The sequence below is a fragment of the Pseudomonas koreensis genome, assembly GCF_024169245.1.
GTDB lineage: Bacteria > Pseudomonadota > Gammaproteobacteria > Pseudomonadales > Pseudomonadaceae > Aquipseudomonas > Aquipseudomonas koreensis_F.
Genome location: NZ_JALJWP010000001.1, coordinates 4774063 through 4795719, shown reverse-complemented (window position 1 = coordinate 4795719; position 21657 = coordinate 4774063). Strand labels below are relative to the sequence as shown.

Below are 21657 nucleotides of genomic sequence, written 5' to 3'. Positions count from 1 at the left end.
TCAGTTCATCGGTGTGCTGATGAAGGCGTCGGTGCCTTCTGCGTACGCGGTGTATTGGGCAATGCGCGGGTAGCGCGCGGCGTCAATCTGATCGGGCACGACGAGGCCGGTGAAGCTCCAGGCAACGGCCAGGCTGATGCCATCCTGGGCGAGCGAGCCGTCGACGGGTAATTCACGAAGCTCGAGTTCTTTTTCCAGAGCGGTAAACGCGGCGGCGAGTTGACCTTCAACGCGTTCAACCCAAGGTTGATATTGAATCTCGGCCGGGCGCAGGTGGCGTTCGTAATACAGCTGCACGGCTTTTTCGCAGGCGGCAAGGCTCAGGCCGATCAGGCGCAGGGCCTGGGCGCGCTGAGGCAATTCTTTCGGCAGAAGGCTTTTACCGGATGCGCTTTCGAGGTAGTCGAGAATCAGCGTCGAGTCCATCAACACCAGACCGTCGTCGAGGATCAGCGTTGGCGCCTTGACCACCGGGTTGATGTGCTGGAATTGCTCGAAGTGGCGGAACACCGAGACTGACTCGTGTTCAAGGGTGATCCCCAGGCATTTGGCAGAAATTGCCACGCGGCGTACGTAAGGGGAGTCGAGCATGCCGATCAGTTTCATGACGCGTTCCTTCAAGTCGAACCGGTGGGAACGCATAACCTAGCCGAGCCTGAGGCAATTGTCAGTCGTCGAATCCGGGCTGCTCGTGAATCTCATCGACGTTCAGTCCCAACCGATACGCCACCGCCACAAATAGCGCCTGACATAAACATAGCGTTGCACTCAGCGAACGAAAGGCCAGCGCGCTGCCTTCATCGACCAACAACACGCTGTCGGCGAGTTTCGCCAGCGGTGAGAGAGGACTGTCGGTGATGATCAGGGCGTTGGCGTTTTGCTGCCGGGCGAAACGCAGACAATGCTGGGTTTCCCTGGCGTAGGGCACGAAGCTGATGGCGAGCTGATAGTTTTGCACGGGCGTGGCTTTGTGCGTCCAGGCCTGGCGGAACAGCGCCTGCATTTCGCTGAAGCCGCTGAAACCGAAGCGTTGCGAAAAACGCACAATGGCGGACGGCTGCACTTGGCACTCACGAGCGATGTCGCTGATGCGCTCGACCATGATCCGCTCGCTTTGCTGGCTAACGTAACTGGCGATGCGTTTGAGCTGGCGCGGAAGGGCGTCATATTCGTCGCTAATCGTTTGCAGCAGACGCTCGGCAGTGATCGGGGGCTGGCGAGCGAAATTTTGTCGGCGGCCGGCAGATCGGGGCGGGGCATAAGGCATCCTTCGGGCGGGTTGATCACGCGGTAAGCCTGATAATAGAAGGGCTGTGCGGGCTCTACCGGGCTGAAACGATGCACCTTGCGAGAATAATTTTCGCTGTCCGTGGCGGGATGGTTAGCCGTTTGTCTTCTATATACAGCCGCTCGACTGAATTTCTTGCTATAAACGCACTCCGATGGCCGTGTGAAGCCTGTGTCAGAGCAGTTTCCAGGTCCTGTCGGACAAATTCCCTGTATTTACAGTTGCTGAGGTCTTGATCGGGCCTTAGACTGCCGCCCCTCGTAAATTGAGTGCCGGGTGGCGTTTGCAATAAAACGATGCCTTTTCGACGGCCCGACACGGTTCGCCGAAACGCTCCCTTATTCGCCTTAATGCACGTTTTTTTATAGAGATATCAATGACAAAGGACAAGTTGCTGGCCATGCCGGCAGATGACTACATGAATGCAGAGCAACACGCTTTCTTCACTGAGCTGTTGCAGAACATGAAAGTCGAAACCCACGAGCGCATTGAGCAAAATCGTATCGCCATCGAAAGCCTGGACACCCCGGCCGACCCGGCGGACGCGGCTTCGGTTGAAGAAGAGCGCACTTGGCTGGTCAACGCGATCGATCGCGACCAGCGCATGCTGCCGCAACTGGAACAAGCCCTTGAGCGCATCAAGGACGACAGCTTTGGCTGGTGCGACGACAGCGGCGAGGCCATTGGCCTGAAGCGCCTGCTGATCAGCCCGACCACCAAGTACTGCATCGAAGCTCAAGAACGTCACGAGCAGATCGACAAGCACCAGCGTCAGGCCTGATTCCGTGGCCGCCCCCTGAACGGGGGGCGCCTGCAAAAGATCGCAGCCTTCGGCAGCTCCAATAAGAGCTGCGGCAGGCTGCGATCTTTGCTTTTGCTCGTCTGCACTTTTCCCAAGCGGTTCCATTGACCTGCCACAGACCCCACGACTAACGGACCATGGATAATGGCGTTGTAGTGGCGTTTAATGCGGGTACAACAATGAGAACAAACGTGGGGTGATGAAGATGACGAGAGATGGATCTCTGGTTGCGGCGCTGCCTGCACCAGTGCTTTTGCCGAAAAACCGCTGGATCGCGCCGACCCTGCAAAGCATCGCCCTGATGCTGTTGCTGGCCGGCATGGCCATGGCCGACTGGTCGCTGTACCTTGGCATGCCGCTGGCGGTGCTGATTGTCTGGCTGCCGCGCCTGCGGTCGCGCACCGCTCCTGCCGCTGTTGCGGTCGATGGTGCGAGCGCATTGTCCGCACTGACCCGCGATCTTTCCTACACCACCAGTCACAACGCACTATCTGCAGCCGGCGTCGCATTTTCGGTGAAGGCGCTCGCAAGCAAACTTGAATCGCAACTCGACGCGGCGGCACAGATCGTCAGCAACGCCGAAGTGATGATCGCCACCGAACAGGCTACTTCACAGCTCAGCGGGGAGGCGCTCGATGCCGCCAGCGAAGCGCATCACAGCAGCGCGGCAGGGCGCAGTGAATTGCTTGATTCAATTTCGCGCATGCAGCAACTCAGTCAGCGCGCCAATGCCAGTCGCGAGATGATCGAAGCCTTGAGTGTGCGCAGTGACGACATTCAGCGCGTGACGCTGGTGATCCAGTCGATTGCTAGCCAGACCAATTTGCTGGCCTTGAATGCAGCGATTGAAGCTGCGCGGGCCGGCGAGCATGGTCGCGGTTTCGCCGTGGTCGCCGATGAAGTGCGTGGATTGGCCGCGCGCACGGCGGCGGCAACGGGCGAGGTTGGTCAGATGGTCGCTGACATTCAGCAGCGTACGGCCCAGGTGGTGGGGCAGATTCGCGAGTTGTCGAGCGACCTGCAGACCGGCGTCGAACAGGTCGAGCACACCGGCCAGCATCTGGACAACATCGCGCGCCTGGCCGCTGGCGTAGAAACCCAGGTCAGCGAAATCGCCCGTGGGGCGCAAACCAATCGTGAACAGCTTGATGCCTTGTTTACTGCGATCGAGCAAATGCGCAGCGACCTGGCGATCAGCGATCAACAGACCCGCCGTCTCGCCGATGCGGCGGTGCAAATGGAGGGACAGGCGGAAACCATCAGCGAGCGGCTGGCCGAAGTCGGTCTGGATGACTACCACCAGCGTATCTACGACCTGGCCCGCGAAGGTGCAAGCCAGATCGCGGCGCGCTTCGAAGCGGATGTCGAGCAGGGCCGGATCAGTATCGAAGACTTGTTCGATCGCACCTACCAGCCGATTCCCGATACCGAGCCAGCCAAGTATCAGACCCGCTTTGATCGCTATACCGATCAAGTGTTGCCGACGATTCAAGAGCCGCTGTTGTTGCGTCACGAGGGGCTGGTATTCGCGATTGCCTGCACGCAGCAGGGTTATGTGCCGACGCATAATCAGGCATTCAGTCAGCCGTTGACCGGTGACGTGCAGGTCGACACGGTAAACAATCGCACCAAACGCAAATTTGCCGACCGCACTGGCATCCGCTGTGGCAGCCATCAGCAACCGGTGCTATTGCAGACTTACACCCGCGACACGGGCGAGCTTATGCATGACTTATCGGTGCCGATCATGATCAGGGGCCGGCATTGGGGCGGATTGCGTCTGGGTTATAAACCGGAGAATCCGCGTTGAGATTGTTACTGTTGACGCAATGAATCTGTGCACGGCGGTTGCTGTTTCCTCTGGATGGAAAGCTTTAACCTGACGACTTAGTTAGGTAGCTAATCATTTCGGAGGGCACATGCAGTGCAGGGTGGATGTGGCAGTGATGATCGGCAGCGGGGTGCCGGCCGGTTTACGTGCAATGGGGCGTAGCGTGTGCTGGGTTGTCTTGCTCAATGGTGAGCGTCGCGGTACGGCCTTCGCCAGTCGCGACGAGGCTGAAGAGTGCAAGGCTGCCTGGCTCGAACAATTGAACATCGAGCCCGGCGACAGCCTGCACTGATCGCCCTTATTTACCGCGATGCAGGCGTACGTTCAGCTCATCGACAATTACCGCTTCTTCACCGTCAGCACGCAGCCACTCTTTGAGTAATTGCGCCTGTTGAGGCGACCAGAAACCGGCATCAATCAGTTTGGTGTCCGAGTCCAGCGGGTGAGCCTCGACAAAATCATTGATCGACGCTTCATCGGACGGCAAGCCCAGCTGGTCGAAAAGGGTGGTCAGGTTAAGCTCGGTTGGCAGTTCCATCATCTACTCCTTGGTGGGCGCCGGTATGGCTTGTTTGTTCACTCCTCTTATCTGAGGCAGTCGTCGGCGCGGAGTTCGATTTTTGATTCAAGCGAGCGGGCGAGGGCGCACGCCTCATTGTGATTACCGCGGAAACCTCTGACGCGTCCCGTGGATATCTCCTTGATGTGAAAGAAGGCGATGCCCGCTGGCACCACTTGAAAATGCGGGGTTTGGCGATTGTTAGAAGATGTCGGAAGGTGACTGAGGTCGGCAACCTGCACCGTCAGAGGTGTGCTGATTCCTGCGTCAGCCGACGTGGCGAAATGAGTCAAAGTGCACATATGAAGTCCTTTTCATCAGTCGGCCGGGATTTAGCGGCCGTTGCGGGTAGTCGTAATAAGCATCGCTGCTCTAGAATCGCCAGTACCTGTTGACGACCGGCCTTATCTAAAGCAATTTTTCGCCCGCGATATGTCGGAAAAGTGCTTTTTTTCGTGAGAAATTTCCCTAAAGTTCGTAGTCAGATTTGCTCCAGTCATGCTTGAAGCCTTTTCCTTCAACGTTTGGCGATTTCAGAGCGGGTTTCACTAATGACAATCCAGTAGTCTACGAACCTCGCGATTCACGAGCGTTTTGCTCGCTTCGGGTTTTTGAGTGATTTGGCAGTTTCCATCGGCTTGGCCGTTTCTTTGCCGTGCGCGTTTTTCGGTGCATGGTTTTTCAAATGTGGGGATGTTTCTTTGGCAGTCAGTAACCTCGATATGCATGCTTTGTTCGTGCTGGGTGATTTGCGCGCAAAGCTGGTCAAGCAATTTCAATCACGTTTTGTTTACATCACCGAGCAAAACGCCGAAGGCATTTACGTCGCTGAAATCGACACCGAAAGCGCATTGGTGGTCGATGACAAACCCGGACTCAAGCTCAAGGTAGGCGACCATTTCATAGCGTCGGTTTTGCCCAGCCGTGAAGGCGGCAAGATGGACATTCGTTTTCGTGAAATCAAAATGACGGTTTACGGTTTGGGCGACTACGCCTTCGTGAGCACGGCAGAAGGTCATGCGATTTTGTTCAAGGAAGGCCATAGCGTCGTTACGATATTCGCCGCCAATGAGCAACTGCAGGAAGGCCTGACCAAAACCTTGAAAGCCGTCACCGCCAAGGCCGCCAAATGGCGCAAAGGCGAACTGGTGACCTTCAAGGCCAGCGAGTGAGCCGCGCGGACTTCCATTCGCAGAATTGCGGCAGCGCGCGCGAAGAGGCGCAGCGATTGTTTGTCCGAAAAGCCGAACTGCAAGGCGCCTGGCTCGGTTGGGTGGCGTCGCAGATCTATGCATTGCAACCGGCGGCTTACGCCAGCATGGTCAGACGTGAGCTGCAAAGCTTGCAGGAAAAGTCTGAAAGATAGCCTCGTGTGTGACAGCCCCCGGAAAAAGCAGGAACCTCGGCTAAAGTCAGTGGACTGAGTCATTCAGAGGCTTGCATTTCTGTCAGGCCAACTGCCATTGCTGTGAACAGCACGAGGTGCGATGCATGAACGGATTTCGACGGTTACTGGCGGCCAGCGTGGCCACGTTCGGTTTGCTGACGTCAGCGCAATCTCTGCAGGCGGCACAAGCGCCGGTCCACTTTGCCGACCTGAACTGGGAAAGCGGCAGCCTGATCACCGAGGTGTTGCGGGTCATCGTCGAGAAAGGCTACGGCTTGCCGACCGATACATTGCCGGGCACGACCATTACCCTTGAGACCGCTCTGGCCAACAACGATATCCAGGTAATCGGCGAAGAGTGGGCGGGGCGCAGTCCGGTCTGGGTCAAGGCTGAGGCAGAAGGCAAGGTCGTCGGCCTTGGCGATACCGTGAAAGGCGCCACTGAAGGCTGGTGGGTGCCGGAATACGTGATCAAGGGCGATCCGGCCAAAGGCATCAAGCCGCTGGCGCCAGATCTGCGCAGTGTCACGGATCTGAAGAAATACAAGGATGTGTTCAAGGACCCGGAAAGCCCGGGCAAAGGTCGTTTCCTCAACAGCCCGATCGGCTGGACCTCGGAAGTGGTCAACAAGCAGAAGCTCACGGCGTATGGCTTGCAGGACGATTTCACCAACTTCCGCAGCGGCTCGGGTGCTGCGCTGGATGCAGAGATCAGCTCTTCGATTCGTCGCGGCAAACCGGTGCTGTTCTACTACTGGTCGCCGACGCCGCTGCTTGGCAAGTTCAAACTGGTGCAACTGCAAGAGCCACCATTCGATGCCGAGGCGTGGAAAACCCTGACCGACGCCGATAATCCCAATCCAAAACCGACCCGCTCGCTGGCATCGAAGCTGTCGATTGGCGTGTCTACGCCATTTCAGAAGCAGAATCCGCAAATTGCCGAGTTCTTCAGCAAGGTTGATTTCCCGATCGAGCCGTTGAACAAAGCGCTGGCGGATATGAGCGATAAACACACCGCGCCTCGTGAGGCGGCGGTGGCGTTCATGAAAGCGCATCCGGATGTGTGGCAGGCGTGGCTGCCCAAGGATGTGGCCGACAAGGTGACGGCTGGTCTGAAATAACGGGGTAAACCGACGTACCGCCGACCGGTCGTGCACGCGCAAAAAATCCGACTACGATGGTTTGTTCAAATCCCTTTGAAGGATTTCAACCATGACCTTTGTGTTGGCTCAATGGCTGGTGACGGTCTTCGCGGCAATCGGCTTGATGCATGTGTATTGGGCGCTGGGTGGGCAGTGGGCGGCAGCGGTGGTGGTGCCGCAAGTGCCGGTGTCGGGCTTCGTGGCCACAGTTCGCCCGGCCTTCAAACCCTCGGGCTGGCTGACGCTGGCAGTGGCGGCTGCGCTGCTGGTGATTGCGGTGCTGGTTTGCATGCGGGTCGGTTGGGGCATGCCGGCAGTGCAGCACAAGGCATTGCAATGGGTCATCAGTGCGATTGCGTTGCTGATGTTTGCCCGAGCTATCGGCGATTCCAATCTGGTCGGTTTTTTCAAGGAAGTGAAGGATTCGCGATTCGCGCGGCTGGATACCTGGGTGTATTCGCCGTTGTGTGCGGTGCTGGGAGCGGGGTTGTTGGCGGTGGCTTGGGTCTGAGCTGATCCGGAATTCGCAATGACCCGACCGGCCTCCTCGCGAGCAGACTCGCTCCCGAATGGGCACGCATTTCAGAGATGTAGGAGTGATCCTGCTCGCGATGGCGCCATCACAGGCGCCACAGGATCATCAGTTACCACTTTCAGTCTGACGACTGCTCACCTCGGCTGGCACATCATCTCCAGCCATACGCTTGCGGAACAACGCCGCCCGCGCCAGCAACAAGGTCGTCACCGGCACAGTGATCGCCAACAGCACCGGAATCAGCCAGGCATGTACCACCAGCCCGGATTTCAGTGCGGAAAAGCAGATGATCGACGCCAGTGCCACACACCACGCTCCGATCGTCGAAGCCAGCGCTGGCGGGTGCATGCGCTGAAAGTAATCCTTCATGCGCAGCAATCCGGTTGCGCCTAGCAGCGTGAATACGCCGCTGAGCACCAGCAGAATCGCCACTGGAATCTCGACCCACAAAGACAATTCGACATTCATTCGATCACCTCGCCACGCAGCAGGAATTTCGCCAGGGCAAACGAGCCGACGAAGCCGAACAGCGCAATCAGCAGCGCCGCTTCGAAGTAGGTGTCACTGGCGTAACGAATGCCCAGGGTCAGCATCATCAGCATGGCGACGATGTACAGGTAATCCAGCGCCAGTACCCGATCCTGAGCTGACGGGCCTTTGAACAGGCGCACCAGGGTCAACGCCATCGCCAGGCAGTACAGAAACAGCGTCAGCAGAATCGCATTCGACAGCAATGGGCTCATTCGAAAATCTCCATCAACGGTCGCTCGTAAGTGCTTTTGAAGTGCTCGATGAACTGCGCTTCGTCGTCCAGATCCCAGACGTGCAGCAACAGAACGCTGCGATCCAGCGCCAGTTCCGACCATACCGTCCCGGGCACCACGGTGCAGATCATCGCCAGTGCCGCCAGGCCATGAGCATCACGCAGGTCCAGTGGCACTTTGAGGAAGCACGAGCGCGGCGGACGACGACCGGCGTTGAGTACGCCCCAGGCGACGATCAGATTGGACATGATCACGTCGCGGCCGACCAGAAAGAACAGGCGCACGATGGCGATGGGGTTGCGAATGCGCGCGCGTTTCGGCCGTAGTTTGCGCATCATCAGCGGCGCGGCGAACCCTAGCGCGGCGCCGAGCAGCAGGTTGCCCGGGCTGACCGACAGGTTCAGGGTCAGCCACAGGATCCACAGGGCCAGCGATAACCACGGAGCCGGAAACAGTCGATTCATGGCTGCACCTCCAGCATGTCGGCTCTGGCTTGCGGGCTCGGCACGGCACGGGTGCCAAGGACGGCCAGCACGTATTGCTGCGGATTGTTCAGCGCATCGGCCGTGGCCTGGGTGTAGCGCAGCAGCGGTTCAGCCTTGAAAGTCAGGGCGATGCTCAACCCGAGCAGCAGGAAAATCGGCGCACATTCGAGTTTGCGCAGCAATGGCGAAGGACGCTCTTCCGGCGTCCAGAACCGCTGAATGCCCAAGCGCGAGAAGGCCATAAGCGAGGCCAGGCCGGTCAGGATCAACAGCGCCAACAGTCCCCACGCGCCAGGAGACAACGGCGCCTCGGTGCCAAGCCCCACCGGGTTGAGCAATGCGCCGATCAGGCTGAGCTTGCCGATGAATCCGGACAACGGTGGCATGCCGATGATCAACAGTGCGCAGGCAATGAAGCTCAAACCGAGAAACGCCATGGTCCACGGGATGACTTGGCCGACCACAGCTTTCTGCTCGTCGTCGAGGTTGATGCCCTTGGGCGGTTGCAGCGATTCCTGCGGACGCGGCAGCAGTTCGCTTTCGTCTTCCAGCGGGATTTCGTTGGCCGAGCGCGAGCGCTCGATCAGTTCGGCCAGCAGGAACAGTGCGCTCAGCGCCAGGGTCGAGCTGACCAGATAGAACAGCGCGGCGCCGATCAGGTTCGGTTGGGCGAAACCGATTGCCGAGAGCAGGATGCCGGCCGACACCAGAATGCTCAGGCTGGCCATGCGCTCCAGACGCTGTGCGGCGAGGATCGCCAGCCCTGCGCAAGCCATGGTCGCCATGCCGCCGTAGATCAGCCAGTCGCCGCCGAAGAACGCCGAGGCGCCGGCCTGACCGGAAAACAGCAGCGTCCACAGGCGCAGCAGCGTGTAGACGCCCACTTTGGTCATGATCGCGAACATCGCTGCCACTGGCGCGCTGGCCGAGGAGTAGGCCGGCACGAGCCAGAAGTTCAGCGGCCACATACCGGCCTTGGCCAGAAACGCTACGGCGAGAATGCCGGCACCGGCGTGCAGCAAACCACGATCGGCTTCCGGCACCAGCGGGATCTTCATCGCCAGATCGGCCATGTTCAGCGTGCCGGTCACCCCATAGATCAACGCCGCGCCGATGAGAAAAAGCGACGAGGCCAGCAGGTTGATCGAGATGTAATGCAATCCCGACGACACCCGCGCTCGGCCCGAGCCGTGCAGCAACAAGCCGTAGGAGGCGGCGAGCAACACTTCGAAGAACACGAACAGGTTGAACAGATCCGCCGTCAGGAAGGCGCCATACAGGCCCATCAACTGAATCTGGAACAGTGCGTGGAAACTCGACCCGGCGCCATCCCAGCGGGCCATTGCGAACAGCAAAGCGCTGACGCCAATGATGCCGGTCAGCACCAGCATCAGTGCCGACAGGCGATCGACTACCAGGACGATCCCGAAGGGTGCCTGCCAGTTCCCAGGCAAGTACACGCCGATAGAGCCGGGAACGCCGGTGGTCTGTGTCCATTGCAGCAGCATCACCGAAATGAACAGGCCGACGAGGCTGGAGAACAGATTGATTTTTGCCTTCAGTGGCCGGTGCTTTTCTCCCAGCAGCAGCATGATCGCGGCGGTCAGCAGCGGCAGCAGGATCGGTGCGGCGATCAGGTGAGTCATTGCCATCATTCTTTGGGCTCCCGGCCGTCGACGTGGTCGGTGCCGGTCAAGCCGCGCGATGCGAGCAATACGACGAGAAACAGTGCGGTCATGGCGAAGCTGATGACGATTGCCGTCAGTACCAGCGCCTGGGGCAGCGGATCGGTGTAGTGCAGCAGATCCTGGGTCACGCCGTCCTTGATTACCGGCTCCTTGCCGATGAACAGACTGCCCATGCTGAAAATGAACAGGTTGACTGCGTACGACAGCAGGCACAGGCCCATGACCACCTGAAAGGTTCGCGGCCGCAGGATCAGCCAGACTCCGGACGCGGCGAGAATGCCGATGGCGATTGCGATGACTTCTTCCATCAGACGGCTCCTTTGCTGGCGACGGACTTGGGCAGCGCTGCCGTTTTGTGGCCGCGCACCGATTGGTGGGCGAGGGCGGTGAGAATCAACAGCGTCGAACCGACCACTACGGCGTACACGCCGATGTCGAAGAACAACGCGCTGGCGATATGAATGTCGCCCACCAGCGGCACGCTGATATGCCAGGTGTGGGTGGTCAGAAACGGATAACCAACCAGCATCGCACCCAGACCAGTGGCGGTGGCGAACAGCAATCCGGTGCCCATCCAGCGCAGCGGCCGCAGGCTCATCTGCGCCTCGACCCACTGCGTACCGGCAACCATGTATTGCAGGATAAAGGCCACCGACATCACTAGCCCGGCGACAAAACCGCCGCCTGGTTGATTGTGCCCGCGCATGAACAGATAGAACGACACCACCAGCGCGATCGGCAGCAACAGGCGCACCAGTACTGCCGGCACCATCATGAAACCGAGCGCGGTGTCACTGGCTGAACGCGGGTTGACCAGATCGGTGACCACGTCCGGTGCCAGTAGACGTTGCTGCGCCGGCAATTGCAGGCTTTCTTTCGGCGGGCGGAAGCGGCGCAACAGGGCGAACACGGTGAGCGCCACGGCAACCAGCACGGTAATTTCGCCGAGGGTATCGAAGCCACGGAAATCCACCAGCATCACGTTGACCACGTTGCTGCCGCCGCCCTCGGGCAGGGCGCGGCTGAGGTAGAACGAGGAGATGTGGTTCGGCGTCTGCCGGGTGAGCATGGCGTAGGACAACAGCGCCATACCCGCACCGACAGCGATCGACAGCAGCAAGTCGCGCAAACGACGAATGCGCGCCTTGCGCAGGCTGCTCGGCAGTGGCGAGACCTCTTCGATGCGTCGCGGCAACCAGCGCAGGCCGAGCAGGATCAACACCGTGGTCACCACTTCGACCGCCAGTTGCGTCAGTGCCAGATCGGGCGCCGAGAACCAGACAAAGGTCACGCAGGTCATCAGGCCACAGACGCTGACCATGGTCAGGGCGGCGAGACGGTGATACTTGGCTTGCCACGCCGCACCCAGCGCACAGGCAATCGCCAGCAGCCACAGGGTCACGAAGACAATCGAACCGGGGATTTTCGGCCGGTCGCCCCAGCTCAGGCTGCTGTGCAGCATCGGGATCAGACCGGCGAGCACGGCGGCAGACACCATCAAAAACAGCTGCATCTGCAAACGCTTGGTGCCGAGTCGGCGCTCGACGCGCCGGGCGATGCGCATCATCACTACCAGACTGCGCTCGAACAATCGCTTGCCATTGAAGCGGCCCACCAGCGGCGGGTACTTGAAGCGGCCCAGCTTGAACTGCTTGCGCAGCAGCAGGTACAGGACGATGCCGCCGGACATGGCGATCAGGCTCATGATCATCGGCGCGTTCAAGCCATGCCAGATGGCGAGGCTGTATTCCGGCAACTCACCACCGACAACCGGCAGTGCGGCAGCGGCGAGCAATGGCCCGACGATCTGCGCCGGGAAAATCCCCACCAGCAGGCAGGTGAAGACCAGCAGTTCCACCGGCGCGCGCATCCAGCGCGGCGGTTCGTGCGGAGTGTGCGGCAGATCGGTAGCGGTGGGCCCGAAAAACACATCGACAGTAAAACGCAGGGAGTAGGCAACGCTGAACATGCCGGCGATGGTCGCGACGATCGGAAGACTGGTTTCAACCCACGCCGTGGCGTTGATGAAGACGGTTTCGGCGAAGAACATTTCCTTCGACAGGAACCCATTGAGCAGTGGCACCCCGGCCATCGACGCACTGGCGACCATGGCCAGCGTCGCCGTGTACGGGATCAGTTTGATCAGACCGCTGAGTTTGCGGATGTCACGGGTGCCGCTTTCGTGGTCGATGATGCCGGCGGCCATGAACAGCGAGGCTTTGAAGGTAGCGTGATTGAGAATATGAAAAACCGCGGCGACCGCTGCCAATGAACTGTTCAAACCCAAGAGCAAAGTGATCAGGCCGAGATGGCTGATGGTCGAGTAGGCCAGCAAGCCTTTGAGATCGTTCTGGAACATCGCGCAGTACGCGCCAAGCAACAGCGTACAGGCGCCGGCACCACTGACGATGTAGAACCATTCTTCACTGCCGGACAGCGATGGCCACAGACGTGCAAGGAGGAAAACCCCGGCCTTGACCATGGTCGCCGAGTGCAGGTATGCCGAGACGGGCGTCGGTGCCGCCATTGCATGGGGCAGCCAGAAATGAAACGGGAATTGCGCGCTTTTGCTCAGCGCGCCAATCAGGATGAGTGGCAAAAGAACAGGGTAGAGGGCATGTGCGCGAATCAGATCGCCGGCGGCCAGGACCTTGTCCAGGTCATAGCTGCCGACGACATGGCCGAGGATCATGACCCCCGCCAGCAGGCATAAACCGCCGGCACCGGTGACCATCAGCGCCATATAGGCACCGCGCCGCGCATCGGCGCGGTGATGCCAGTAGCCGATCAGCAGGAACGAGAAAAGGCTGGTCAGCTCCCAGAAAAACACGATCTGAATCAGGTTGCCGGAAATCACCAGGCCAAGCATGGCGCCCATGAACGCCAGAAAAAACGCGAAAAAACGCGGGACCGGATCGTCCGGCGACATGTAATAACGGGCATATAAAGAGACGAGGCTGCCGATGCCGAGCACCAGCATCGAGAACAGCCAGGCGAAGCCGTCCATGCGCAGAATGAGGTTCAGCCCGAGGCTAGGCAACCACATGAATTCTTCGCGAATGACCCCGCCGTGGGCAATTTGCGGGTACAGCATCGCGACCTGAACGGTGCCGATCGAAGCGATCAGCCCCGCCAGCAGGGATTCGGCATTACGCGCGTTGTGCGGCAGCACCGCTGCCAGACAGCTGCCAATGAATGGCAGAAGCAGTAGAACTATCAGGGACATAGGCTTCTAATCTGCGGAAGTTTGTAAAGCATCATACGTGCCAGCTCCCCGATCACCAAACGCGAGGATGTCGCAGAATCCTACAAAGTAGTCTGGAATTTTGTGTTTGGCGTTGTTTCTACGAGAGCAGGTTGCTGCAGATGGCCTCATCGCGAGCAGGCTCACTCCTACAATTTGAAACGCATCCACCCTGTAAGGAGTGAGCCTGCTCGCGATAGCCCTAGGGCAGACGCAGCCTAGCCAAGGAGCTCCCGCTCCAGTTCATCTTGCGGTTGATCACTCTTTCCCTTGGTCTTCAACTCACTGACAATCACCGCCGCAACGATCAACCCCGCGCCCACCAGCGCAATTGCTGGCAAGCGCTCCCCGGCAATCCGTCCGACAATCCCGGCCCACACCGGTTCACCGGCATAGATCAACGTCGCCCGAGTCGGCGAAACGCTCTTCTGCGCCCAGTTCATCGCCACTTGAATCGCCGCACTCGCCGCGCCCAGGCCCAAAGCCGTGGCCAGCAACAACCAGGAAAAATCCGGTATCGCTTCACCGGTGGGTACCACCAGCAAGAACGACAACATCGCCGTGACCGCCAATTGCACCACCGTCACTCGCCGCACATCGACCTGCCCGGCGAACGTGCTGATCAGGATAATCTCGGCCGCGATTGCAACTGCGCTGATCAGCGTGACAATCTCACCGGGACTGAAATTCAACGCCGCCCCCGAGGGACCCGACAACAGCATCAATCCGGTGAACGCCAGCATGATCCCGATGCTCGGCATCAATCCTGGGCGACGGCCAAGTACCAGCCATTGCAGCAGCGGCACAAACGGCACATACAGCGCGGTAATGAACGCCGACTGGCTGCTCGGAATACTTTGCAGTCCGACCGTCTGCAAGCCGTAACCGAGCATGATCGCCACGCCGATGAACGATCCTGCCTTCACTTCGAACAAGGTCAATTCACGCAGGTGACGCCAGGAAAACATTGCGACGATCGCTGCCGCTGCGGCAAAGCGCAGGCCGACGAAAAACATCGGCCCACTGACTGTCATGGCATGCTGCACCAGCAGGAACGTGCCGCCCCAGATCATGGTGATCAGCACCAGCACGCACTCGGCTTTGCTGAATCGGGAGAAGCGGATTCGGGTAGAAGAATTGTTCGGCGACATCATGACCTTGCGCACTGTAAAAGGGAGGCCGCACAATGCCGCCAACGTTGCGCAGTATACTGCCCAACCCCACCGAGTGAGCAATATAGTGCACAAAGATTCGACTCAGCGAGCCTCCGTCCTGCAACACGTCAGCCAGAATGTCCGACGTCTACGCCATGCTGCGGACATGAGCCAGGCCGCGCTGGCGGAAAAATCCGGGGTCAGCCGACGCATGCTGGTGGCGATCGAGGCCGGCGAGAAGAATGTCAGCCTGACCACGCTTGATCGCGTCGCCGAAGCCCTCGACGTGGCCTTCAGCGATCTGATTCAAGCGCCCGATGCGCGCGACCCGAGCCGGATCAACGAGGTTGCCTGGGCGGGCACGATTCCAGGCAGCAGGGCGGTGCTACTGTCCAAGGCCATCGCGACCCGTGAAGTCGAGCAATGGGAGTGGTGTCTGCAACCGGGCGAAGTCTACCCGTCGCAACCGGACGCCGATGGCTGGAGCGAGCAGATCTACGTATTCGAAGGCTGTTTGACGCTGATGCTCGGCGATCAGCCGCAGCACATCAATAAAGGAGAGTTTTTCATGTTCGCCAGCAATCAGCCGCATTCCTATCGCAACGATGGTGAAGTCGCAGCGTGGTTCGTGCGTAATGTGGTGATCTGAATGGAGCAGCCTGCGGACATCCTGATCATCGGCGGCGGCCTGAGCGGCACCATGCTGGCGGTGCAGTTGTTACGCCTGCCTGGGCAACGAAGGATTCTGATCATCGAGCCGCGTGCGGAACTGGGACGGGGTGAGGCTTACAGTGCGGTCGAGTTGGGCCATACGCTGAACGGCAACGCGGCGCGAATGAGTGTTGATCCAGATAATCCTGATGATTTGACGCAATGGCTGACCGAGCACATTGCTGACGGCGGCTGGCCGGAGTCCGCTGAGCAGGATGTGCCAATTAGCGAGCTGTTCCCGCCTCGCGGCTTGTTCGGCGTCTATGTGCAACAGCGTCTTGCCGAGGCCAAGGCGGTGGGTGCGCGGCAAGGTTCGACGGTTGAACATATCTGTGCTGAGGTCGTCGACCTGCAGATCGAGTCCGGTTCAGTGCAACTCACCTTAAGCGATGGCCAGTATTTGTGGGGTTCCCGCGCAGTTCTGGCCACCGGCATGTTTCCCGCCGCGCGCACGCCGCAGACGCAATCCAGTGGCCTCAACGCCGCCGCGCTCGATCCCTGGGATGTGGCGGCCATGCGCGAACTCGACCCGCAATCCTCCGTGCTGATCATCGGCTCCGGCCTGACCATGGTCGATGCCGTGGTGTCGCTGGAACAGGCCGGGCATCGCGGGCCGATCGAGGTGTTTTCACGGCATGGTTTGCTGCCCCATGTTCGTCGGCAACCGCCAGCCTGGGTGGATTTTCTGGCAGCAGATCACAGCATCCGCACGCCCCGCCAGTTATTGCACGAATTGCGTCGACACTGTCGCGACGCCGTAGCTCAAGGCGTTGATTGGCAGGCGCCACTCGATACCGTTCGCGCGCATATCGCTCGGTTGTGGAGTCAGGCGACTGACGTGCAGCGTCGACAATTCGTACGCCATGTGCGGCCGTGGTGGGAGAGTCATCACCATCGCTCGCCACCGCTGAGCGCCGAGTTGATCGAGCGACTGCATGACGAAGGGCGGTTGCGCATTCATGCCGCGTCGTTCAACGGGCTCGAACCCGGCACGGGCGAGGCTGTGAGCATTCGCATTCGTCTGCGCGGTGAGACTGAAACACGCGTCGTGAGCGGTGCGGCGCTGATCAACTCAAGCGGCATCGAATACGACTGGCGGCGGGTCGCCCGGCCGTTGCCACAGCAATTGCTGGCGCGGGGACTGGTGCAGCCGGGGCCGTTGGCGTTGGGCATCGCAGCAGTGGACGGCGCTGTGGTCGATGCCGAAGGGCGCGTGAGTGCTCAGCTGTTTGCCATGGGCCCGCCGTTGCGCGGGATGTGGTGGGAGAGTACGGCGGTGACGGATGTGGCAGCGCAGGCTAAAGCGTTGGCAGGGCGGTTGGTGAATAGCCTGAGAGATTGATGTGTTCTCCGGGGCCTCTTCGCGAGCAGGCTCGCTCCCACAGGGTACTGAGGTTGTGAAAACAATTTGCGCCACACCGCAGCCCCTGTAGGAGTGAGCCTGCTCGCGATCGCGGTCTATCAGTCAGCTTTTATTGACTGAACCACCGCTATCGCGAGCAGGCTCACTCCTACATTCGTTATGTGGTGGTCGGAAGAGTTATGCAACCACGCGATAACAAGGCACATACGCCGCGCCACCCGGCAACTTCATCCGGTGCTGGGCGACGAAGGCTTTCAATAGTGCATCGAGCGGCTGCATGATCGCCGCGTCACCACGGATCTGATACGGGCCGTGCTCCTCGATCAGACGAATGCCCTTGTCCTTGACGTTGCCAGCGACGATGCCAGAGAACGCCCGGCGCAGGTTTGCCGCCAGTTCGTGGGGTGGCTGGTCGCGGTGCAGTTTCAGGTTGGCCATGTTTTCGTGGGTCGGATCGAACGGACGCTGGAAACCCTCGTCGATCTTCAACAGCCAGTTGAAATGAAACGCATCGTTCCGCTCGCGGCGGAACTGCTTCACCGCTTTCAGGCCTTGAGTCATCTGCCGCGCCACTTCGGCCGGGTCATCGATGATGATCTCGTAATGCTGCTTCGCCGCTTCGCCCAGGGTCGCGATGACGAAGGCATCCAGCTGTTCCAGATACGGTGCAGCGTTCTTCGGCCCGGTGAGGATCACCGGGAATGGCAGACCTTCGTTGCCTGGGTGCATCAGGATGCCGAGCAGGTAGAGGAACTCTTCAGCAGTACCGGCGCCGCCCGGGAAAATAATGATGCCGTGGCCCACACGGACGAAGGCTTCCAGACGCTTTTCGATGTCCGGCAGGATCACCAGCTCATTGACGATCGGGTTCGGTGCTTCGGCAGCGATGATGCCCGGCTCGGTCAAACCGAGGTAGCGACCGCCATGAATGCGCTGTTTGGCATGGGCGATAGTCGCGCCCTTCATCGGGCCTTTCATTACGCCCGGGCCGCAACCGGTGCAGATGTCGAGGCTGCGCAGGCCCAGTTCGTGGCCGACTTTCTTGGTGTATTTGTATTCTTCGGTATTGATCGAGTGGCCGCCCCAGCACACCACGATTTTCGGCTCGACGCCTGGGCGCAGGGTACGCGCGTTGCGCAGCAGGTGGAACACGTAGTCACTGATGCCCTGGGAGTTGCTCAGGTCGATGCGCTGGCTGTCGAGTTCGTTTTCGGTATAGACGATGTCGCGCAAGGCACTGAAAAGCATTTCGCGGGTGCTGGCGATCATCTCGCCATCGACGAACGCGTCGGCCGGAGCGTTCAGCAGCTCCAGGCGCACACCGCGATCCTGTTGGTGAATGCGGATTTCGAAGTCCTTGTAGGCTTCGAGGATGGTCTTGGCATTGTCGACATGCGCGCCAGTGTTGAGGATGGCCAGGGCGCACTGGCGGAAGAGGGTGTAGGTGCTGCCGGATCCGGCTTCGCTCAGTTGCTGGACTTCACGTTGAGAAAGGGTTTCCAGACTGCCTTTCGGGCTGACCGAGGCATTGATTACGTGTCGTTGGGTCATGCAGTGATCCTTAAAACGATGTCATCCACAACGCAGCGGATGGCATCCGAATAGTGTGTATCCATGAATGAAGATGGCACGATCTGCGCTGTACCGCCATGTCCCCGTTGGACGCTGAAAAGATGAAAAGGAGCCCCAGCATAGCTAAAACGCGATGCGATGCGATAATGCGCCGGCGAGTTTTTTCCGTTGCGCCTTTTGTCAATCAGGGAAGTCATTTCGATGTTCGAGATTCAGCCGATGGACCCCGCTACCTTTCGCCAGCAGACCCGCCGCAGCACAGTCATTATCGCTGTGCTGTTTTTGCTGCTGGCGATGCTGTTTTCGTCCGTCGCGGTGGCAGTGTTCGGTGAGCCCGACGGGGATAATCTGCGCTTCAATGTTGGCGGCGTGTTCGTGGCGTTTCTGCTGACAGCAGCGCTGTTGCGCGGACGCTTCTGGCATCAGACCTGGATGGCCCCGGCGGTGTATGGCTGGCGCCTCAAGCGCAATCTGATGAGCATCACCAATGTGATGCATCAGGTCACAGCGGCGGTGCAAAACAACGATACGACGGCGATGAAGGTGTTGCGTTTCTATCACTTGGGATTGCTGCAGATGCACGAGCTGGATGGCAACTCCAGCGATCACGGGCAATTGCGTGACGAGGTCGAACAGCACAAGGCGCGGATGCAGGCGCTGGACCTTGACCCTGACCAGCCACGCTTCGATCCGCAGTGGCTGGAGGCGTTGAAACCGGCCTCGCGCTAAAACGGAATGCGCCGGGCACGGCGCAGTTTCCACGAGCGCAGCACTCGCGTGTATACGATCAAGTTGATTGCCAGTACCACGCTGCCGAGCGCCAGCTGAATCTGCGGGGTCAGACCTGCCGGATAGATGATCGGCCAGATGTAGTGCTCGATGAAGCCGCCGGCGTATTCGGTCTGCCCGGCCGCGTGGCGCATCAGGTTTTCCCAGTAAGTCAGCGGACAGGTCAGGTGCAATACCTCGACCGCCACGCCCCAGGCTGCAGCAGGCAAGTGCAGCCACATCAGCCGTGGCCAGCGCAGCACCAGCAGCCCGCCGAACAGCACGAACAGGATGAAACACAAGTGAAACAGCACCAGCCCGTCGGCGGCGATTCGGTACAGCATGGCGTCTTCCTGACGTAAGGGTCGATGGCGCTATGGTACGCCGCGCGGCACATACTTCGTTGGTGAATTCGGCCGAGGAAAAGTGTTCTACCCTTTGACAATAATCAACTTGTTCTGAGGTGAGATGCACATGGCGAACGAGCAAACGCGTCCCGATGAAGATGAGCCAACAGAGGATGAGATCGAGCGACAGAAGAGAAGGGAGGAGAAAACCTGGAAGCACGATGACAGTCGCGAGCTGTCGGAGCGCGATCAGGAGCGTCCTCTGAAGCCTTGAAAAACGCATACGAAGAGCCCCGCATCAGCGGGGCTCTTCGCGTTTCAGAGGTCTTCCAGCTGCGTGAAGTCCGGGTAGGTCGCCCGATACCCCAACGTTCGATCGATCCACGCATTGAGCTCATTGACCATCACCGGCGGATGGCCGGGATATCCCTCGAGGGTGCTGCGCAGGGTGCGTTCGATGTCGGGCACGCTGTGCAGGTTTCGGGTCTTGATGTAATGGCCGATAAAACAGTCGAGTTCCAGGCGTTCTGTCTTGGACAGATGGACACACTTCAGGCCGCTGACCTGTTTGATTGCAAAATCGTCGCTCACTTATTTCTCTGCAAGGCTTGAAAGTTGTTGATGGATTCCTGATTTCTTTGACTCTTTGGTCAACTGGTATACCAATCGGAAAGGCGGCGCGCATGCTATCCGCAGCGCGTGAAAATGTATGTATGACAGTCGAAATGTCAGACAGGCGGTTGATTCGCTCAAACGGCTGTTTTATCGAGGTTGTTTCGCCGTTGAAACACTTTTTGTAACGCTGGGGAATCAACGAATCGCATGTTCGGATAACGCGCCCAATCGGCAAATATTTAGTCGGTCCGGTCGTATGGCGTCGCCAGGCCAACCCGCCTCGACGTGCGTAATACAGTGATTACCTTATGCGAAATTAGAATTTAAAAATTAAAATCAAGAGCGTTATGGTCTATGCATACCTCACCTGCAGGACTCGCCATGAAGCTTTCTCGTTTCCTACGCCGCGCGCTGACCATTGCCTTGTTGACCTCGCCACTGGCCTACGCCGCGGAGCCTTTAGTCCTGCACGTGGGCGATCAGAACTACTACAACATCCGCGCTTCGATCGAAGCCTCCGGCGTGTTGAAAGACGCACCTTACACAGTCGACTGGAAACACTTCCAGGCTGCCGCGCCGCTCGCCGAAGCGTTGCAAACCGGCTCGCTGGATCTGGGGTTTCTCGGCGACTCCGGTTTCCTTTTCCTTGCTGCCAAACAGGCACCAGTGAAACTGATTGGCGTATCGCGGCAGAATCCGGACACCATCGCGCTACTTGTACCAAAGGATTCGCCGGTGAAGACCATCGCCGACCTGAAAGGCAAGAAAGTCGCTTACTGGCCCGGGGCCTGGAGTCAGCAACTGACCCTGCGCGCATTGGAGCAGGGCGGTCTGCCGGAAAACTACGTCGACTTCGTCAAGTTGATGCCGATCGACGCAGCCGCCGCTTTGCCGCAGGGCAGCATCGATGCCTTTCCGGTGTGGGAACCGTATATCTCGCAACAGATCGTGTTCTCTGGCGCTCGGCCGATTCTGACGGCGAAAAACCTGATGCCAGGCCTCAGTGCCATCGCGGCGTCGACTCCTTCCATCGACAGCAAGCGGGCGGCGATCGCCGATTTTCTCGGGCGTTTGAAACAGGCGAGAGCCTGGGTTGATCACCATACCGACGAGTACGCTGACCTCTGGGCAAAAAAAGCCAACCTCGATCAGCAGGTCTCGCGGCATTGGTTGCGCCAGGCGCACATGAGCGTCGGGCCGGTGGATCAACAGGCGGCAGCCGATTTGCAGAGTACGGCGGACTTTCTGTTCAAAGTCAAAGCACTGCCGGCACCACTGGCCACCGCAGGCATCATCGACACTTCCTTTCAACAAGCCTTGACGCACTGAAAGCCAGCACCGGAACCAAACCCTGTGTACCTTATCCAACCTGCGCTCGCAGATAACAGCGCAGGATGGATAA

Annotated in this window: 27 protein-coding genes; 12 read left to right on the top strand and 15 right to left on the bottom strand. The window is 59.2% G+C overall.

From position 1 onward, the window contains the following. On the bottom strand, positions 1 to 606 hold the full coding sequence (locus J2Y90_RS21085; RefSeq protein ID WP_253502692.1) for a glutathione S-transferase: 606 nt from the start codon (positions 604 to 606) through the stop codon (positions 1 to 3). A gap of 61 nt (positions 607 to 667) precedes the next feature. Continuing rightward, positions 668 to 1267 carry a MurR/RpiR family transcriptional regulator gene (locus J2Y90_RS21080; RefSeq protein WP_253502689.1) on the bottom strand — a complete coding sequence of 200 codons (600 nt, stop codon included), beginning with the start codon at positions 1265 to 1267 and terminating at the stop codon, positions 668 to 670. A 397-nt stretch (positions 1268 to 1664) separates the two neighbouring features. Between J2Y90_RS21080 and J2Y90_RS21075 the strand changes: the two genes are divergently transcribed. From J2Y90_RS21075 to J2Y90_RS21065, 3 genes are all read left to right on the top strand, one after another. Then, entirely contained in the window at positions 1665 to 2069 is a 405-nt protein-coding gene (locus tag J2Y90_RS21075) for a TraR/DksA family transcriptional regulator (protein ID WP_016775095.1), read from the top strand. A 220-nt stretch (positions 2070 to 2289) separates the two neighbouring features. Further along, complete coding sequence (locus J2Y90_RS21070) at positions 2290 to 3900, top strand: methyl-accepting chemotaxis protein (protein WP_437180696.1); 1611 nt, start codon at positions 2290 to 2292, stop codon at positions 3898 to 3900. 109 nt (positions 3901 to 4009) lie between these two features. Beyond that, positions 4010 to 4213 carry a hypothetical protein gene (locus J2Y90_RS21065; protein ID WP_016775093.1) on the top strand — a complete coding sequence of 68 codons (204 nt, stop codon included), beginning with the start codon at positions 4010 to 4012 and terminating at the stop codon, positions 4211 to 4213. 6 nt (positions 4214 to 4219) lie between these two features. On the opposite strand, the gene J2Y90_RS21060 is transcribed toward J2Y90_RS21065, so the two are convergent. Beyond that, positions 4220 to 4459, bottom strand: a complete 240-nt coding sequence (locus J2Y90_RS21060) for a DUF2789 family protein (RefSeq protein WP_253502686.1) — start codon at positions 4457 to 4459, stop codon at positions 4220 to 4222. 47 nt (positions 4460 to 4506) lie between these two features. Then, positions 4507 to 4782, bottom strand: a complete 276-nt coding sequence (locus tag J2Y90_RS21055; RefSeq protein WP_253502683.1) for a hypothetical protein — start codon at positions 4780 to 4782, stop codon at positions 4507 to 4509. 399 nt (positions 4783 to 5181) lie between these two features. On the opposite strand from J2Y90_RS21055, the gene J2Y90_RS21050 reads away from it, so the two are divergent. The 4 genes from J2Y90_RS21050 (at position 5182) to J2Y90_RS21035 (ending at position 7520) form a co-directional block, all read left to right on the top strand. Next, positions 5182 to 5652 (top strand): hypothetical protein, encoded by a 471-nt coding sequence (locus J2Y90_RS21050; RefSeq protein WP_253505279.1) that lies wholly within the window; start codon positions 5182 to 5184, stop codon positions 5650 to 5652. Continuing rightward, on the top strand, positions 5649 to 5846 hold the full coding sequence (locus tag J2Y90_RS21045) for a hypothetical protein (RefSeq protein WP_253502680.1): 198 nt from the start codon (positions 5649 to 5651) through the stop codon (positions 5844 to 5846). Before J2Y90_RS21050 ends, J2Y90_RS21045 begins: the two co-directional genes overlap by 4 nt. A gap of 125 nt (positions 5847 to 5971) precedes the next feature. Further along, entirely contained in the window at positions 5972 to 6988 is a 1017-nt protein-coding gene (locus J2Y90_RS21040) for an ABC transporter substrate-binding protein (protein WP_253502677.1), read from the top strand. Positions 6989 to 7079: 91 nt separating this feature from the next. Next, positions 7080 to 7520, top strand: a complete 441-nt coding sequence (locus tag J2Y90_RS21035; protein ID WP_253502674.1) for a DUF3995 domain-containing protein — start codon at positions 7080 to 7082, stop codon at positions 7518 to 7520. Positions 7521 to 7649: 129 nt separating this feature from the next. Here the strand turns inward: J2Y90_RS21035 and J2Y90_RS21030 are convergent, their stop codons facing one another. The 7 genes from J2Y90_RS21030 to J2Y90_RS21000 all read right to left on the bottom strand — a co-directional run bounded on the left by J2Y90_RS21030 (position 7650) and on the right by J2Y90_RS21000 (position 14879). Further along, entirely contained in the window at positions 7650 to 8012 is a 363-nt protein-coding gene (locus J2Y90_RS21030; RefSeq protein WP_253502671.1) for a Na+/H+ antiporter subunit G, read from the bottom strand. Further along, positions 8009 to 8287, bottom strand: coding sequence for a K+/H+ antiporter subunit F (locus tag J2Y90_RS21025; protein ID WP_071172757.1), 279 nt, complete (start codon positions 8285 to 8287; stop codon positions 8009 to 8011). Before J2Y90_RS21025 ends, J2Y90_RS21030 begins: the two co-directional genes overlap by 4 nt. Beyond that, complete coding sequence (locus tag J2Y90_RS21020) at positions 8284 to 8772, bottom strand: Na+/H+ antiporter subunit E (protein WP_253502669.1); 489 nt, start codon at positions 8770 to 8772, stop codon at positions 8284 to 8286. Before J2Y90_RS21020 ends, J2Y90_RS21025 begins: the two co-directional genes overlap by 4 nt. Next, a complete protein-coding gene (locus J2Y90_RS21015; protein ID WP_253502666.1) occupies positions 8769 to 10448 on the bottom strand; it encodes a monovalent cation/H+ antiporter subunit D in 1680 nt (559 codons plus the stop codon). The genes J2Y90_RS21020 and J2Y90_RS21015 overlap by 4 nt, the downstream gene beginning before the upstream one ends. Then, positions 10445 to 10789: a Na+/H+ antiporter subunit C gene (locus J2Y90_RS21010; protein ID WP_016775082.1), complete on the bottom strand. Its 345-nt coding sequence runs from the start codon at positions 10787 to 10789 to the stop codon at positions 10445 to 10447. The genes J2Y90_RS21015 and J2Y90_RS21010 overlap by 4 nt, the downstream gene beginning before the upstream one ends. Then, a complete protein-coding gene (locus tag J2Y90_RS21005) occupies positions 10789 to 13707 on the bottom strand; it encodes a monovalent cation/H+ antiporter subunit A (protein ID WP_253502662.1) in 2919 nt (972 codons plus the stop codon). The genes J2Y90_RS21010 and J2Y90_RS21005 overlap by 1 nt, the downstream gene beginning before the upstream one ends. 236 nt (positions 13708 to 13943) lie before the next feature. Beyond that, entirely contained in the window at positions 13944 to 14879 is a 936-nt protein-coding gene (locus J2Y90_RS21000) for a DMT family transporter (protein ID WP_253502659.1), read from the bottom strand. A gap of 85 nt (positions 14880 to 14964) precedes the next feature. Here J2Y90_RS21000 and J2Y90_RS20995 point away from each other — a divergent pair, with 85 nt between their 5' ends. Together J2Y90_RS20995 and J2Y90_RS20990 are read left to right on the top strand one after the other, a co-directional pair. Then, a complete protein-coding gene (locus J2Y90_RS20995; protein WP_253502655.1) occupies positions 14965 to 15528 on the top strand; it encodes a helix-turn-helix domain-containing protein in 564 nt (187 codons plus the stop codon). Then, a complete protein-coding gene (locus J2Y90_RS20990; protein WP_253502652.1) occupies positions 15529 to 16932 on the top strand; it encodes an FAD/NAD(P)-binding protein in 1404 nt (467 codons plus the stop codon). Positions 16933 to 17130: 198 nt separating this feature from the next. On the opposite strand, the gene ppnN is transcribed toward J2Y90_RS20990, so the two are convergent. Further along, positions 17131 to 18504: a nucleotide 5'-monophosphate nucleosidase PpnN gene (gene ppnN, locus J2Y90_RS20985; RefSeq protein ID WP_133336521.1), complete on the bottom strand. Its 1374-nt coding sequence runs from the start codon at positions 18502 to 18504 to the stop codon at positions 17131 to 17133. Then, positions 18501 to 18722, bottom strand: coding sequence for a hypothetical protein (locus J2Y90_RS20980; RefSeq protein WP_253502649.1), 222 nt, complete (start codon positions 18720 to 18722; stop codon positions 18501 to 18503). Before J2Y90_RS20980 ends, ppnN begins: the two co-directional genes overlap by 4 nt. A gap of 4 nt (positions 18723 to 18726) precedes the next feature. Here J2Y90_RS20980 and J2Y90_RS20975 point away from each other — a divergent pair, with 4 nt between their 5' ends. Then, positions 18727 to 19254 (top strand): DUF3087 domain-containing protein, encoded by a 528-nt coding sequence (locus J2Y90_RS20975; RefSeq protein ID WP_253502646.1) that lies wholly within the window; start codon positions 18727 to 18729, stop codon positions 19252 to 19254. On the opposite strand, the gene J2Y90_RS20970 is transcribed toward J2Y90_RS20975, so the two are convergent. Next, a complete protein-coding gene (locus J2Y90_RS20970; protein ID WP_253502643.1) occupies positions 19251 to 19637 on the bottom strand; it encodes a DUF2784 domain-containing protein in 387 nt (128 codons plus the stop codon). The two genes, J2Y90_RS20975 and J2Y90_RS20970, sit on opposite strands and share 4 nt — an antisense overlap. Before the next feature lie 130 nt (positions 19638 to 19767). Here J2Y90_RS20970 and J2Y90_RS20965 point away from each other — a divergent pair, with 130 nt between their 5' ends. Next, a complete protein-coding gene (locus J2Y90_RS20965; protein WP_253502640.1) occupies positions 19768 to 19914 on the top strand; it encodes a hypothetical protein in 147 nt (48 codons plus the stop codon). Between the two features lie 44 nt (positions 19915 to 19958). Here the strand turns inward: J2Y90_RS20965 and J2Y90_RS20960 are convergent, their stop codons facing one another. Continuing rightward, positions 19959 to 20231, bottom strand: coding sequence for a hypothetical protein (locus J2Y90_RS20960; RefSeq protein WP_042606722.1), 273 nt, complete (start codon positions 20229 to 20231; stop codon positions 19959 to 19961). Positions 20232 to 20636: 405 nt separating this feature from the next. Between J2Y90_RS20960 and J2Y90_RS20955 the strand changes: the two genes are divergently transcribed. After that, complete coding sequence (locus J2Y90_RS20955; protein WP_253502638.1) at positions 20637 to 21584, top strand: ABC transporter substrate-binding protein; 948 nt, start codon at positions 20637 to 20639, stop codon at positions 21582 to 21584. The last annotated feature ends 73 nt before the right edge of the window (positions 21585 to 21657 follow it).